Annotated in this window: 9 protein-coding genes; all 9 read right to left on the bottom strand. The window is 53.5% G+C overall.

The window, feature by feature from the left end; genetic code table 11:
- Nucleotides 1-23 precede the first annotated feature (23 nt).
- The 9 genes from EYB31_RS14790 to EYB31_RS14750 all read right to left on the bottom strand — a co-directional run bounded on the left by EYB31_RS14790 (nt 24) and on the right by EYB31_RS14750 (nt 15,978).
- On the bottom strand, nt 24-4,520 hold the full coding sequence (locus EYB31_RS14790; protein ID WP_131014128.1) for an S-layer homology domain-containing protein: 4,497 nt from the start codon (nt 4,518-4,520) through the stop codon (nt 24-26).
- Between the two features lie 199 nt (nt 4,521-4,719).
- Nucleotides 4,720-5,769, bottom strand: a complete 1,050-nt coding sequence (locus EYB31_RS14785; protein ID WP_131014127.1) for a DUF4349 domain-containing protein — start codon at nt 5,767-5,769, stop codon at nt 4,720-4,722.
- A 173-nt stretch (nt 5,770-5,942) separates the two neighbouring features.
- Nucleotides 5,943-7,205: an adenosylhomocysteinase gene (locus tag EYB31_RS14780; RefSeq protein WP_131014126.1), complete on the bottom strand. Its 1,263-nt coding sequence runs from the start codon at nt 7,203-7,205 to the stop codon at nt 5,943-5,945.
- Nucleotides 7,206-7,233: 28 nt separating this feature from the next.
- On the bottom strand, nt 7,234-8,865 hold the full coding sequence (gene bshC, locus EYB31_RS14775) for a bacillithiol biosynthesis cysteine-adding enzyme BshC (protein ID WP_131014125.1): 1,632 nt from the start codon (nt 8,863-8,865) through the stop codon (nt 7,234-7,236).
- Between the two features lie 363 nt (nt 8,866-9,228).
- Complete coding sequence (locus EYB31_RS14770) at nt 9,229-10,188, bottom strand: ABC transporter ATP-binding protein (RefSeq protein ID WP_131014124.1); 960 nt, start codon at nt 10,186-10,188, stop codon at nt 9,229-9,231.
- Nucleotides 10,178-11,200, bottom strand: coding sequence for an ABC transporter ATP-binding protein (locus tag EYB31_RS14765; RefSeq protein ID WP_131014123.1), 1,023 nt, complete (start codon nt 11,198-11,200; stop codon nt 10,178-10,180). Before EYB31_RS14765 ends, EYB31_RS14770 begins: the two co-directional genes overlap by 11 nt.
- Before the next feature lie 1,129 nt (nt 11,201-12,329).
- Nucleotides 12,330-13,247 (bottom strand): ABC transporter permease, encoded by a 918-nt coding sequence (locus EYB31_RS14760; protein ID WP_131014122.1) that lies wholly within the window; start codon nt 13,245-13,247, stop codon nt 12,330-12,332.
- Nucleotides 13,247-14,179 (bottom strand): ABC transporter permease, encoded by a 933-nt coding sequence (locus tag EYB31_RS14755; RefSeq protein ID WP_131014121.1) that lies wholly within the window; start codon nt 14,177-14,179, stop codon nt 13,247-13,249. The genes EYB31_RS14760 and EYB31_RS14755 overlap by 1 nt, the downstream gene beginning before the upstream one ends.
- 131 nt (nt 14,180-14,310) lie before the next feature.
- The gene (locus tag EYB31_RS14750; RefSeq protein WP_131014120.1) at nt 14,311-15,978 is read right to left on the bottom strand and encodes a peptide ABC transporter substrate-binding protein; all 1,668 of its coding nucleotides are present in this window, start codon (nt 15,976-15,978) and stop codon (nt 14,311-14,313) included.
- Nucleotides 15,979-16,009: the final 31 nt, after the last annotated feature.

Raw genomic sequence — 16,009 nt, 5'->3', positions numbered from 1 at the left:
AATTAATTTTCAAATGTTACAGGTTAATGTACGGAATTCCACACATATTGAGCGAGCAAATTGTAGATGGCTTGCGCACTTTCCGCACGGGTTGCCGGTGTGTGCGGCTCAAACTTGGCCGCGTCTTTACCTTGCAAAAGTCCGGATTTTGCAGCCGTATCCACCGCTGTTTTAGCCCAGCCGCTGATCTGCGCCTGATCGGCAAATCCGCCTTGCAGAGCGGCGGCTTGCTGCAGCTTGGCTCCCTTGTACTGCGCCGCGCGCACCAGCAGCGCCGCCATTTCCTCGCGGGAAACCGGCTCGTTCGGGGCAAAGCGGTTGTCATCTCGCCCGTTGACGATGCCTGCTTCCGCTGCCGCCGCGATACTCGCCGCATACCAGTCTGCCGGCTGCACATCGGCAAACGACGATTTTTGACTCGATGTGAGACCCAGACCACGAACGAGCAGCGTCGCGAATTCCGCACGGGTAATTTGCGCCGACGGGGCAAACTCCGTTTCATTCACGCCATTTACGATATGCTGCGCGCTCATCGTGCGAACGGCCTGCGCCGCCCAATGGCCGGCCGGCACATCGCTATACTGCTTATCGTATTCCAGCACGGCATATGGGCTGAAATGGCTTAGCTCCGCCTGCAGCATGCCGTCTTTCATCTGTCCGCCAACATATTCGGCCGTACCGTCTTCATGAATGTAATATACGCCGAGGAGTTCTGGTCTTGCGTTCGGATCCACCTTAAAAGAAACAACAATCGGCTGTTCGAATTGCGTTAAAGCGGACTGTTCCCCATTTTTTAACGTCAATGTCAGCGACAAATCGAGCATATCGCCTGCGGCTCTGACCACCGCATGTTCCGCCTGGCCTGCTTGCTGAAGCAAATTATCTCTGGTTGCCGGGTCAAGAGGGCTAAAGCCCAACGTCAGATCCGCATCCTGCAACGCTTCCGCTCCAAACGGCGCTGTCAGCTTTTGCAGTGTTTCTTTACCAATCGAGACGGTGAATTGCCCGAAATGGATCAATAAGCGGTTTTGCTGCAGTGAATTCGAAATATTGCCCGGCAAAGCGACGGCTTGTTTGTCCGCCGGCACCGTCACCGCAGTCGCGTCCTGCTCTGTTTTTAGCTCGGCGGCCGTTATCTCGAACCGGCTGCTGTCAGCCTGCGCGACTTCTCCTGCCGGAGCACCATTTGAAGCTGGCGGGCGTGAGCCTGAGCTGTATAAGCGGACAAACACCTTCAGGTTCGCATCCTGGGCATAAGCGCCGTACGTCGCATGAATCACCGTTTCTCCGGTGCTGCGCGCGGTGATAAGCCCTTGCGCGCTGATCTCGGCTACCTCAGGCGAGCTGGATGTAAAACCGCTAAACGCTGTGACATCAACGGCCGGAGCGCTGCCCCAATTTTGCATCACCGTAACTTGCGTTTGCTTCCCTATTTCCAAAGTGCTTGGCACGCCTTGGACGGCAATACCGTTATATTTCTCCCAACCGTTCAGATCGATCAACTGCATCCGGTCTATAGTCTGAAAAGCCGTTGCTCTGTACGCGTTGGCGCCCGATTCAAAAAGTACGTACAGCTTGCCCGAGCGGTCCAGCATGCCTTCCGTCATCGGAGGCGAAACCAGCACGGGGTTGACTTCTTTTTTGCTGCCGTTATCCAAGAACCATAAAGGCACTGTCGTTTGCCCGATCACAACCGTTTGGTGCGGCGCTTCGTTCAGTACATTGTTAAAACGCAGCAGGTTGCTTAACTTGGCCCGCGAGAACGATTGACTGAGGACGATCTGATCGTCCATAAAATGAACGCCTTGGATGTCCACATCCGTTGCCAGCACGTAATCGGGTACAAAAGGTTTTACCGCTCCGGTATTGGTCGTATCCAGCGGCTGATTGACAGACAACATATCGGTGTCCGGATCGAGCTTATAACCTACCAGCCAAGCTCCGAACTGTTTGCCGTCCCGGTTGTTCAGCTTATGGGAAGCATCTGTCGGATACGTCGCCGAATTTTCTTCATAAAATTCTCCCGCCCACAAAATGCCGTCCTTGTATTCAGCATAAGACGCTCTGGCGTTCGTCAAAAACCGGTCGGCAAAGCGAACTTCGCCCGCATCCGCGGCCTGCACAATATCATTCAGCGGAATACGGTACATATAACCGCCCGATGCCAGCCAAAGGTTGCTTTTGCTGATCGTCACCCCGCCGGCGTGCCCCGTATAAGGCGTATTATCTTCCTGGTACACATTGATCGATTTGATCAAAAGATTCGTTTTGGCGTCAACGACCGACAACATGCTTGGTCTGCCGTCTTCGCGATAATAAGAAACGACGATCCAGTCTCTCTCCTTGTCATACGCAACGCCTTGCGGCACAACGTCCTGGGCCAAGCCCGGAACAACAAGGCCGGGTTCGCTTAAGTTCCAAAAGTCGGGGCTTGACGTTTTATCCAAAGGCAAGCTGCGGTCGGTCTGCGTCATCTTTTGATGAGTGGGTACCGCCGTAACGGGAGTTGACTTGGGCGAAATGTTGCCATATACATCGGCCGCAGCCACCTCAAACGTATAGGTCACGTTGCCGGTCAGAGCGGGAACTGTCACTTCTTGTTTGCCGGCCGGCAAAGTTAAATCCAACACTCCGTTTTTGTAAATCCGATAAGCAGCCAAATCCGGTTCTGTATTATCCGCCCAAACCAGCTTGACCTCCCCCGCTCCAGCAGTGGCGGTAACACCCGTCGGCGCAGCCGGCGCCTGCAGATCGGAACCGCTGACATCGGGAACTTGGCCGTCCGTCAAATAACCCGGAGTCGCTTTCAGGTTGGTGTTCAGTTTTCTGACCACCTTGGTGCCGTCTGTCGGGTAACCGTAGTTGATGCCATTGTCCTGAACCACTTCTTTGCCGGACGGGTTATACGATGCTTTGACCACCTCGTTTTGGCTCGGGTCCAGCAAAGTTACCGTTTGCGGGTTCGTGTTGATCAAACCGCTTACCCCGTTCATGATGCTGATGTGATCCTCGCGTATGTACTTATCCGTGTAGGAGGCGTAATAGTAATGGTTAAAATCCGCCTTTGTCAAAGCGCTGAGCTCGCCTTTCCGCGTCCAGATCAGGAACGTTTCTTTCGGGCCGATGACGGCCGGGCCTTCAATCGCTTGTTTCCACGTGTTGGCCGGATCGGTATTGCTGATGGAAAGACTGTAACCGCTCAAATCGATGGCTGCATCGGTTGTATTGTACAGCTCTGCAAACTCATAAGCGTCGAATCCGGCGTAATGGTTATCCGTGTCGGCAACGAGCTCCGTGATCAGGATTGCCGGAATGCTGCCGACGGCCGGCACGCCACGCACCGCCGCCGATTTGGCGGACTCGTTGTTCGATTTGTCGTAAGCGGACACTGCGAAGGAATAGGCCTTGCCGGCCGTCAACGTTGTAAGCGCAGCGGAGTAGGTCGATGCGGACACGGTCTGGCTCAAAGTTCCGTCCGCATACACCTTATAACCGCCCATATCCGGCTCTGTGTTTGGCGCCCAGCTTACGGTAACCGTTCCTGACGAACTTGCCGCGGAAACGCCGCTTGGCGCTGCGGGAGCCACGGTATCCACCACTGCCGTCGGCGTCGCTTGGACGATCGAAGAGTCTGCCGATTCATAGCCGTCGGCATTGACCGCCGTAATGCGGAATTGATACTGCGTATCATTGGTCAGCCCATTTACGGTATAGGTGATGCCCGACACCGTAGCAGGTTGGGCGGCGCCCACCCGGTAGACGTTATATCCGGTGATATCGCTTTCACTATTGGCGCTCCACGTTAACGTCACTTGCTGGTTGCCGGGTTGTGCGGCAAGTCCGGTCGGCGCTTCGGATGCCAGTTGAGAATCCAGCACCATGCCGGGAGTGGCCGGCTGATTGTTGGCGATTTTGCGCATTTCGTTAGTCGCCGTCGTTGCCGGGTAGCGGTAGGTGACGCTTTTGTTCGCTTTCCCCGTTCCATCCACCTCACCGTTTTTGTTAATGTAAGCTGTCGCCACCAGATGGCTGCGGTCCGAAGCGCTGGTCGCTTTGCCGACGGCAACAAGACGTTCTGCGTTGTTGCTTAATCCTTGGGCCGAGGTTGTTAGATTAACCTCATAGACCTGTGCGGACGTCAAAGTGACTCCGTAGTTTGCATTAAAGTCGCTTAAGGCGTTTGGGCCAGAAGGATTGTTCAAATTGTCCAGTTTCTTCAGCCACAATACCATCGTGCTTTTCGGTTGAATGGTTTTGCCGAGCTGCCACGCATTGGAGGTGTAGTAAAACAAATAATACTCCGATAGATCAATCGGGTCTGTCGTATTGTTGTACAATTCGACGTACTCAAAAGCTTCATTGGCCCCGCTTGTGGCAGGTACGATCTCGGTAATCAGCAAATCCGGTTTGACAGATGCCGCATTCGCTTGTGACAGCGGATACATTCCCCCAAACGATGCGGCGAGCATCGTCATCACCAGCATGACGACCACCCATTGTTTCGCTTTTATCAGCTTCATAAACACCCTCCCTGATCTTTGGCCGAGAGAACGCAAAAAAGCCCGGTGTACGATGAACAAAACACACAACCGGAATATGATTCCGCTGTGATGTCATGCTTATCGTGCAATCCGGGCTTCTCCTGTTCTCTAGCCGATCGCAAAATGTAATTGACGAGATCAGTATACTCCCAACTGCATCATTTTGAAAAGGGGGAAATTATTCGGGCCGGTCGGCGTCCTCCGATTCGCTGCCGCTCTGCCGCAAAAAGACCTCTTTGCGCAAACTCGCTTGTTTCAGCCTTCTTGCGCGGATGAAATACCAGAACGGGGCCGCTATGACTGCAAGCAGCAGGGCAATAGGCAAAGCGCCCACGATAAAAAGGACAAGCGACTGCACAATCGTAACAATCGCCGAAATGCTGAAATCAAGCGCCCCTCCGATTCGTTTGCCGAACGGCGAGGCGTCCGACAAGCCGAAGCTGCTGGCCGCTTCCGCTTTTTGATACAGCCGGAGCTCGATTGTGGACATCGCGACATTTTGATCGATATACCTCATACGGCCTTTCATCCGTTCGATTTCTTCTTGGACTTTGGCCAGCTCATTTGAAAAAGCCAGCAGTTCATCGGTTTTTGTCGCTTTCTCCATAAACGAGAGCAGCCTTGTTTCTACAACCTGCTTCGCCTTGAGCCGTGAATCGAGATCCACGTATTCTTCGGACACATCTTGCCCCTGGACGCTGCGCTGAGAGAAAAGGGATATCGTTTCCAGCTTGTCGAGAAGCGAAGAAAATCCGCTGGCCGGCACTTTGATCGTGAAATTCCCGCTTTTTTCATTGGTGCCGGTATTTTCGCTAAATTGCAATACATATCCTCCGGATAATGCCACAACATCCTGCACTTTTGTCCGGGCTTCTCCGTAATTGTCCGTTCTCATGACAAGATTCGCTTTATACATGATTTTCCGGTTTAACGCATCGGGAATACTGGCAGTCGCACTTGGAGAAGCTGTCGCCATGGCGGAGCCTGAGCTTGATTGATTTGCTGCAGACGGTCCCCCTCCCGCCGAGACCGCTTTGGCCGCGGATTGATCGACATTCTCCGCCGTCCCATGCTGCAGCGAATCGGCTTTTGCTTCTGTGTTGTACGATGTTGACTGCGAACTCCCCGCTTGCTTGGAATCGGCACTGCTGCACCCCGCCAGCAGCGCAGTCAATAAAAGCATTCCGCACAGCGGCGCGGCTGCCTTCTGAAGCATAGTCCTTTTCATTTAAACGACCCCCTCGATTTGTTCACAACGCCTCATTTCTCCTGTTTGACGCTGTATAACTTCAGACGGAACCGATATGGAATATGTTTCATAAACAGGAAAAAAACCGCACCCCAGCTCTTCAAGAGGGAGTACGGTTTTACAATGCACATTGCTATGAAAGCTATTTCGGCTTAGTGCTCCGCCCAGCTGTCGAGGTACGCTTTTTGCTGCTCGGTCAAGCTGTCGATGCCCATGTTCATCGCAGCAAGTTTGAAGCGGGCCACTTGCTCGTCAAGCTCGTAAGGCACGTTGACGACTTTGTTGCCGATGTTTTTGTAGTTGTCGTTGACGTATTTCAAGGACATCGCTTGCAGCGCAAACGTCATGTCCATAATTTCCGCCGGGTGGCCGTCGCCGGCTGCCAAGTTGACAAGACGTCCTTCAGCCAGCAAATAAATTTTGCGGCCGTCTTTCAGCTGGTATTCTTCGATGTTGCGGCGAACGGTGCGCACCGAAGTGGACAACGCCTCAAGCTCCGGTTTGTTTACTTCCACGTCGAAATGTCCGGCATTGGACAAAATCGCGCCGTCTTTCATCACTTCGTAATGCTCGCCGCGGATTACGTCACGGTTACCTGTGACAGTGACAAAGATGTCGCCGATTTTGGCGGCTTCCAGCATCGGCAGCACAGTGAAGCCGTCCATATAAGCTTCTACCGCTTTAATGGCGTCGATTTCCGTCACGACAACGTTGGAGCCCAAACCTTTGGCACGCATAGCCACGCCTTTACCGCACCAGCCGTAGCCGTTGACCACAACGGTTTTGCCCGCAGCCACCAGGTTGGTTGTGCGGTTGATGCCATCCCATACGGATTGGCCCGTACCGTAACGGTTGTCGAACAAATATTTGCAGAATGCGTCATTAACCGCAACCATTGGGAATTTCAGTTGGCCTTGCTTTTCCATCGCTTTAAGGCGCAAAATACCGGTTGTTGTTTCTTCAGCGCCGCCGCGCACGTTTTTGAGCAGATCTTGGCGCTCCGTATGAAGCGTGGATACCAAATCGCCGCCGTCGTCGATCAGCAGATCCGGCTGCGTTTCCAGCGTCTTGACCAGCAAATCTTTGTATTCTTGCGGATCCGGGTTGTATTTAGCGAATACGGTAATGCCGTCTTCAACAAGTGCTGCGCAGACGTCGTCTTGCGTGGACAACGGGTTGCTGCCGCAAATCGCCACTTCCGCGCCGCCGGCTTGAACGACTTTAGCCAAATAAGCAGTCTTGGCCTCAAGATGGAGCGAAATCGCCACTTTTAATCCTTGAAACGGTTTTTCTTTCTCAAATTGCTCGCGGATTTTGTTCAGCACAGGCATGTGCGCATTAACCCAATCAATTTTCAGGTGCCCTTCCGGCGCCAAAGACATATCTCTTACAATGCTGCGATCTTTTGTATTCATTTACTGACCTCCATATGTATTAAAAAATTTAAAGTTCGCTAATGCGGTGAAAGCCGTCCGGCTCCAGCGGCGATTCCATCAGCTCGCGCAGCCAGCGCTCACCGTAGCGGTTTAAATATGAAACCACGTTATAAATGCGTTCTTGCGGCCGGCCTTGCGGCAAAACGGAAAGTTGAATGCGGGTAAGCTGTCTGAGCGCCGCATCAAACTGTGCACGGTAAGCGTCGGAAGCTTTTTGCTCAAGAAAATCGATCTGCTCGACAATTTTGCCGAGGTTCGTTTCGCCCAGCTTTTTAAGTCCCGGATTAATCCCGGCGATGAGGCCGACAAGCGGCTCGTAACTCGCCTTAAACTGGCGGCGCACCTGCTCGAATTGCTCGTCAAGATGGAGCGTATCTTGAGCCTGCAGCCACGATTCCCGTTTCTCTTCAAAACGGTGGATCACATCTTCGACCGTCAGCCCGTATTTGCCCATATGTTTGGTTACAGTGCCTTCCATCAGCGTCACTTCCACACGCGGAACAATCAGCGGCATGCGCATGCCGAGCTGGTGAAACGCTTCGCCCAGCTGCGCCCAATACGCAATTTCCCCGGGACCCAGCACTGTGCCAAGCACAGGAAACAAATATTCTTGCATCAAAGGACGGGTAATTACATTATTGCTCAGTTTCCCCGGCGCTTGGCGGGCGTAATCCAGCAGCTGCTCTTTGGTCAGAAAGCGGTCATGGCGGCGGGTGCTGAAGCCGTCATCCTGAGCGTATAACAATACGCGTTCCCCTTCGCTGCATACAAACAGATTGGCATTGCCTTGTTGAATTTCGACCTGCGGCGTAAAGCCAAGCTCCTGCACCTTACGGGCGCGGTTCTCAACGGCGGCCTGCAGAGGCCGGTGTTCCTCAATCAGCCGCTCGAACATCGAGCTTTCCAAAGCACGGAGATCAGGATCGTCGGAATTGATGAAAACAAGCCCGGTTTCCCGGAACAGCCAAGCCATCATTTTGCCAAAAAAATCGACGAGCGTAGCGGAACTTGCCGCAAATTCTCGCAGCTGCTCCATCAATGACGCTTTAAACTCCGTCTGCATCAAACCGGCATCGAGCTGGTCCAGCACGGATTCCCACTGTTCGGCGGCAATCTGCAGCCGGCTCACGGAACCACGCTTGTCTCCCGTTCGTTCCAGCTTGATTTTCTCAACACGAAGATCGCTTGTCAACTGAAAAATATGATTGACTTCATCGAAGTCATGGTCTTCTCCGGCGATCCAAAAAACCGGGACCACCGTCCGGCCTAATTGAGCTTCCGCTTGCTTCGCCGTCTGCAGCAGCGTAATCGCCTTGTAAATAACGAGCAACTGGCCTGTAAACAAGCCGGCCTGCTGTCCCCCTACGATCGCAAGCGTATCGGGCCGGGACAATTTGTCGATCGAAGCAAGTGCCGCTTCATCGGCGCCGATGCTCCGATTAAAACGGGTTAATACACGGCACAAGCCTTCCCGGTCGACGGAAAAACGGCGCTCGTCATCCACCCATTCGGCGCGGCGAACCCACTCTTCCTGCTGCCAGACGTTATAATCGAACAGCGGAGCTACTTTACCGAAGTCCCGCAAATAAGCTTCGGCTAAAGGCTGGGTTGATGTCCATTCCAACCTATGTATATTCATCGGTATTTTCCCCGCTCCCTTTAAGTGAGAGTTCAAAAAGTCGGCCTTTCAGCACCGAGGCTGGTAGTTCGCTTGACTGCGAACTGCTCGCCCATGCAACCAGGAAGATTGCGAGAACCTGAAGAAAGAGGAGCGGAGTGCAGGCAAAATCTGCATGAGCACCGGACCACGGACTTAGAAGGTGAACGCAAGATTCGATGCCGTTTCGTTTCCTGACTTGCTTCGTGATCAAATGACGACTTTTTGAACATCCTTTTTAATAACGAGTCACTTACTTATAGTAACATATTTGATTGTACACATATGTTGCAAAATCGTCAAAGAAATAAGACGTCCCGGAAGACGCCTTTTCGATCTGACAGGTCAGTAATATAAGTGGCACGCTACATAATGATCCGGCTCAACTTCCATATACTCCGGCATGACCTTGGCGCACTCCGGCATCGCTTTCGGGCAGCGCGTTCTGAACGGACAGCCGCTGGGCGGGTTTAACGGATTGGGTACTTCACCCTGCAAAATAATCCGCTCCCTGCGGCGTTCGATTTCCGGATCGGGAATCGGGATCGCCGACAGCAGCGAAACCGTATAAGGGTGCAGCGGATTGGCGTACAGCTTATCCGAAGACGTCACCTCGATCAGCTTGCCCAAATACATCACTCCGATCCGGTCGGAGATATGTTTAACCATGGCGAGATCGTGAGCGATAAATAAATAGGTCAGGCCGCGCTCTTTTTGCAATTTCTTAAACAGATTGACCACCTGGGCCTGAACCGAAACGTCCAAAGCGGAAATCGGCTCGTCGGCGATAATGAACTCCGGCTCGATGGCTAACGCCCGGGCGATGCCGATCCGCTGCCGCTGTCCCCCGGAAAATTCATGGGGAAACCGGCCCGCATGTTCGTCGTTTAGCCCGACGTCGCGGAGCAGCTGCAATACCCGCTCCTTGCGTTTGGCGCCGGACGACAGCCCGTGGATATCGATTCCCTCGGCAATGATGTTGCCGACGGTCATCCGGGGATTCAGCGAAGCATACGGATCCTGAAACACCATCTGCATGCTGCGGTTAAATTGCTTTAGTTCGGCACCCTTCAGATGAGTGATGTTTTTGCCGTCAAAAAGAATTTGCCCGTCCGTCGGTTCGTACAGCCGGATGATCGTCCGCCCTGCCGTCGATTTGCCGCAGCCGGATTCGCCGACCAGCCCAAACGTTTCCCCCCGATTGATCGCAAAATTCAAATCGTCCACGGCTTTTAACGTTTTCCCGCCGCCGACTTGGAAATGCTTCTTCAAGCTGCGAACTTCCAAAATAGGTTCAGCCGCCATGCTTAACACCTCCCGCTTCCGTAGGACGGTCGACTTTCGGCGCTCCCGGATGGAGCAGCCAACATGCGGCGGTATGGGTTTCGCTGACCGGAATAAGGTCCGGATCATTGTCCACGCATACCTTCATCGCATAAGGGCATCTTGCCACAAAGGAGCAACCTTTCGGGGGAGCGAACAAATCCGGAGGTGTCCCGGGGATCGGCTGCAATTCTTCATCCGCTTTCTGATCCAAACGCGGCACGGAACGGAGCAGCCCCCAAGTATAAGGATGCCTTGCCTTAAAAAACAATTCGTCAACCGTAGCTTGTTCCGCCACCTTGCCCGCGTACATGACAATAACGCGTTGCGCCGTTTCGGCCACGACGCCCAGATCGTGCGTAATCAAAATAATCGATGCGCCAAGCTGGTCGGACAGCTTTTTCATCAGCTCCATAATTTGCGCTTGAATCGTCACATCCAGTGCGGTCGTCGGTTCGTCGGCGATCAGCAGCTTCGGGTTGCAGGCCAGCGCAATCGCAATCATGACGCGCTGCCTCATCCCCCCGGAAAACTCATGAGGAAACTGGTTGATCCGCCCCTCGGGGTTGGAGATGCCAACAAGCTTTAACATCTCCACCGCGCGCTGCTCGGCTTGTTTGCCGTTCATTCCTTGATGTTTAACCAGCCCTTCGGCAATTTGTTTGCCGATCGACATCGTCGGATTCAGCGAAGTCATCGGATCCTGGAAAATCATCCCCATTTCCGAGCCGCGAATTTTCTCCATCTCTTTATTCGACAACTTGACGATATCTTTACCGTCGAATAACACGGAACCGTCCTTAATGACGCCCGGAGGCGACGGGATGAGCCGCATAATCGTCTGCGCCGTAACGGACTTGCCGCAGCCCGACTCGCCGACAATCGCCAGCACTTCGCCCTTCTTCAGGTTGAAGGTGACTCCGCGTACCGCCTGAATCTCTCCCGCGTAAGTGGAGAATGACACCTTCAAATTGTTGACTTCCAGTATATTCATAAATATTGCCCCCCTAATTCCCCCCTCGGGGGGACCCCAGGCGCTGCGCCCTGGACCCGCCTGACGGTGGAGCTACTTTTATGCCTCAAGAGTCAGCGTTTTGTCTTGCCTTGCCCTCGCTTTCGCTTGGCTTAGGCAAGACCCGCTTTTACTCCGGCGTGATGACGCATGGAGCAGCCGTGTGCCTCTTACACGCGCCTTCGGTGCGCCCTTGCTTTCGCTGGCGCTCAAGCTTCGCCGCACCCGCGCTCTACTCCGACGTGATGACACGTGGAGCAACTGCGTGCCTCTTACCCGCGCCTTCGGTGCGTCTTGCTCTCGCTGACGCTCAAGCTTTGCCGCACCCGCGCTCTACTCCGGCGTGATGACGCATGGAGCAGCCGTGTGCCTCTTCCTCGCGCCTTCGGTGCGTCTTGCTCTCGCTGGCGCTCAAACTTCGCCGCACCCGCGCTCTACTCCGGCACGATGACGCATGGAGCAACTACGTGCCTCTTGCCCGCGCCTTCGGTGCGCCTTGCTCTCGCTGGCGCTCAAGCTTCGCCGCCCCCGCGCTCTACTCCGACGTGATGACGCATGGAGTAGCCGTGTGCCTCTTACCCGCGCCTTCGGTACGCCTTGCTCTCGCTGACGCTCAGCTTCGCCGCACCCGCGCTTTACTCCGGCGTGATGACGCGTGGAGCAGCTGCGTGCCTCTTACACGCGCCTTCGGTGCGCCCTTGCTTTCGCTAAAGCTCTAGCCTCGCCGCACCCGCGCTCTACTCCGACGTGATGATGCGTGGAGCAACTGCGTGCCTCTTCCTCGCGCCTGTTGTGCCTTGCTTTTGCTTCGCTTAGCATCGGCACGCCGCGCTTTACTGCCAGCTCTTAGTTACTTACTACTACCCCTCCCGGAGGTTGCGGGAGGGGAGGGTTACCCGTGAATATGAATTCATCCCGAGGAACGGAGGGTAAGGAATAGGTGCGAAAAGTTTACGTCCGCTTTTGAAAACCGTGTTTTTACCGCTACATCCATTCCAGGAAAAACACGGTTTTCATTGGCGGTGGAGCGCCTTTCCTTACCCGCAGTTCCGCCACCCGATGAATCCATATTCCTCCACGCTCCGCTTCCCCGCCTCCCGCAACCTCCGCCTTACCTCCGCATCTTCGGATCAAGCGCGTCCCGCAGCCCGTCGCCAAGCAGATTAAAGCTGAGCAGAATCAAGCTGAACGCCAACGTCGGGATCAGCACGCGGTGCGGATGCAAGCGGATGGCCTGTACGCCGTCGGACAACAGCGAGCCAAGCGAAGCCAGCGGCACTTTAATGCCAAGTCCCAGGAAACTCAAGAACGATTCGAAGAAAATCGCATTGGGCACCGCAAACGTAAGCTGCACGATAATAAGACCCAGCGCGTTCGGAACCAAATGCCGGGCGATGATTCTTGCCGAACCCGCGCCCAGCGTTCTAGCGGCAAGCACATATTCCTGCTCCTTCAGCTGCAGGATTTGACCGCGGACAAGCCGCGCCATAGGCACCCAGCCTACGATGGCATAAGCCAAGATAATCGTCCACACCCCCGGACCGATGACCATAATAAGCAAAATGGCGATCAGCAAATAAGGAATGGAATATATGATTTCAATAAAACGCTGCATCAGATTGTCGACTTTCCCGCCGTAATAAGCGGATATGCCGCCGTATAACACGCCGAATATCAAATCGACAACGGCCGCGGTAATACCGACAAAAAGCGAAATCCGCGCACCCCACCATACGCGTACCCACATATCGCGCCCAAAATCGTCGGTGCCAAACCAATGCGCGGCGGACGGTCTTAAGTTGCGGACCGAATAGTCCTGTGTCGCATAGTCGTATTTTTGCAAAAAAGGACCAAATATCGCCAGCAGCGCGATAAGTGCCAGAACATACAAGCCAAACATGGCCAGCTTGTTTTTTTTCAGCCTTCGCCACGCATCCTGCCAAAATGTAAGCGACGGCCGGACAATGGCTTCTTTTCCGTCTCCCGTTCGGGAAAGCGGCTCAAACTGCTCTTGGGTCAACTCCATCATCAGGCCCCTCCTTTGCCGAGTCGAATTCGCGGATCCACTAAACCGTAAACAACATCGGTCAGAAAGAGGACCAGCATGAGGATAAACGAATAAAAAATCGTCAACCCCGTAATCATCGTGTAGTCGTTCGAATAGATGGATTGGACAAAATGTTTACCGAGCCCGGGTACGACAAAAATTTGCTCGACAATCAACGTCCCGGTGATCAAATTGACAAATATCGGGCCAAGCACCGTCACGACGGGCAAAATCGCGTTGCGGACCGTATGTTTGAACACAATCGAACCTCTGGAAAGCCCTTTGGCTCTTGCCGTTTTGATATAGTCTTGATTGAGCACATCAAGCATCGACGTTCTCATCATTCTCGCCACAATCGCCATCGTACCGAAAGAGAGCGCAATCGAAGGCAGGATCCGGTAGGACGGACCGTTCCACATGCCCGGAGGCAGCCAGCCCAGCTTTACCCCTACAACATAAGACAGCAGCGGCGCCAGCACAAACGAAGGGATAGAAATACCGGCAACGGACAGCAGCATCGCAATATAATCCGGGCCTTTGTTATGGTTCAAAGAGGCGATAATGCCAAGAAACAAACCGATCACTACGGAGATGAGCAGCGCCCATAAACCCAGCTCCAGCGATGCCGGAAAACTTTGCTTGATGATGCTTGTCACCTCTTGAGTCGGAAAAGAATAGGATACGCCAAGGTTGCCATGCACCGTCTCGTTCAGAAACTTCAAGTACTGCTGCCACACCGGCTTATCGAGGCCGTATTGGGCGTACAAAATCGCCCGCTGTTCGGCCGTAAGCTTCATGACTTCCTCCCCGAAGGGATCCCCGGGCAAACTTTTCATTAAGAAAAAAGTAAGCGTAACGATAAGCCATAACGTAATTACCATATACAGCAGTCTGCGCAACGTAAAACTCAGCATAGATTCCTATCCCTCAATCCGTAAATAGATTCAAGAAGCGGCGGGCTTAACGCCTGGATGCGGCAGGCTCAAGGAGAAAAAAGAGCCGTTCCAACAGTTGCAAGAACGGCCCGGAAGCTCCTAACACGCGCTTATTTAATATAGGTCCACTTGAGCTCCCATTCTTTGCTCATCGGCGGCAGGATCAAGCCCTGTACGTTCGTTTTGCGGGCATAAGGCCTTGTGCGGAAGTACAGCGGCGCCAGCGGCATATCGTTCATCAGCAGCTTTTCCGCATCGACAAGCATCTGTGTTCTTTTGGCGGCGTCGACTTCTTTATCCGCACTTGCTACAAGAGCGTCATATTGTTTGTTTTTATACTGCATATAGTTAAAGCTGGCATTGTCCGAAACCCACATGTCCAGGAAGGTCATCGGGTCGTTGTAGTCGGCTCCCCAAAGCGCGATAAGCGCTTGAAAGTCCTTTTTGTTCTGCATTTTTTCCACACGGAGCGCAAAAGGCAGCGGTTCGCCGTCAATATCCACTCCTAGATTTTGCTTCCACTGCGCTTGGATAAACTCAACCGTCTTTTTGGCGACATCGGTATCGTCAGCCGTCAGCTTGAATTTCGGCAAGGCCGACAAGCTCAGCTCCTGAAGTCCTTCCTGCAGAAGCTGCTTGGCTTTGGCCGCATCGAAGGCAGCCACCGTATCGCCCGCCGTTTTGCGGAACTCGCCTTTATTGCCGTCCGACATCGTGACCGGAACAAGGCCTGTTGCGCTCACCGAAGCGCCGCCAAGCACAATATCGATCATCGATTTTTTATCGATCGCCATGGACAAAGCTTGACGTACTTTGGCGTTTTGCAAAAACGGCGCGTATTGAGGATTTTGATTAAACATGATATACGCCGTGACAAATTCGTTTTTGATCGCCACATCCGGCTTGTCCTTGTACATGGTGACCTGATCGCCCTTTAATTCGGTCAAATCGACCTGATTGGTTTCGTATAGGTTTAGACCGGTCGAGGAGTCTTTCACGACGTTGACCACCACTTTGGTCAGCTTGACATTCGCAGCGTCCCAATATTTATCGTTTTTCACCATCACCAGCTGCTGATTGTGATCCCATTTTTCCAATTTGAATGGACCGGCCCCGATGACCGTGGTCGCTTCCGCCCCGTATTTATCGCCTTGCGCTTTCACAAAGTCCGGCTTCTGCGGGAAAAAGATCGGCATGGACAACTGATCCGTGAAGAAAGCTACGGGCTTCACCAGTGTAATCTCCAAGGTCGTATCCCCTGTCGCTTTGATGCCTAGAGCCGCTTTTTTCGCTTCAACCTCTTCGGGTTTCGCTTTGTTTAATTCGCTGCCGCCCTTAATCCAGGTCATCATCGTCGCATATTTGGCTTTGGTTGCCGGATCCAAGGTGCGTTTATAGGCGAATTCAAAATCGCTCGCCTTCAAAGGTGTGCCGTCCGCCCACGTTAACCCGTCGCGCAGCGCGATGGTGTATACAAGCCCGTCTCCAGAAATTTGCGGCATCTCCTTCGCCAGTCCCGGTGTCGGCTTCCCGTCCTTATCCAAGCGGTACAAACCTTCATTGATTGCGTTTAATATCGTAAAGGTAGGGTTGGTCGTAGCGATCGAACTGTCCAGCGCCGGCGGCTCCGCGGCAAGATTAATTCTGAACTCCTGTGCAGGGGCCGCGGTATTGGCCGACCCTCCTTGATTTTGCTGTCCACCGCCGGAGCAGCCGGCAATTGTGCCGCCCAGCAGCCCTGTTACCGCCGCTATAACGGCAAGCTTTTGAACATTCATGAAAATCCTCCCTTTGCGTGCTGTTGATCAA

Source organism: Paenibacillus thalictri, from assembly GCF_004307995.1.
In the GTDB taxonomy this organism is placed as follows: Bacteria; Bacillota; Bacilli; order Paenibacillales; family NBRC-103111; genus Paenibacillus_AF; species Paenibacillus_AF thalictri.
The sequence above is the reverse complement of the archived record's forward strand: the minus strand, read 5'-3'. Positions and strand labels throughout refer to the sequence as shown.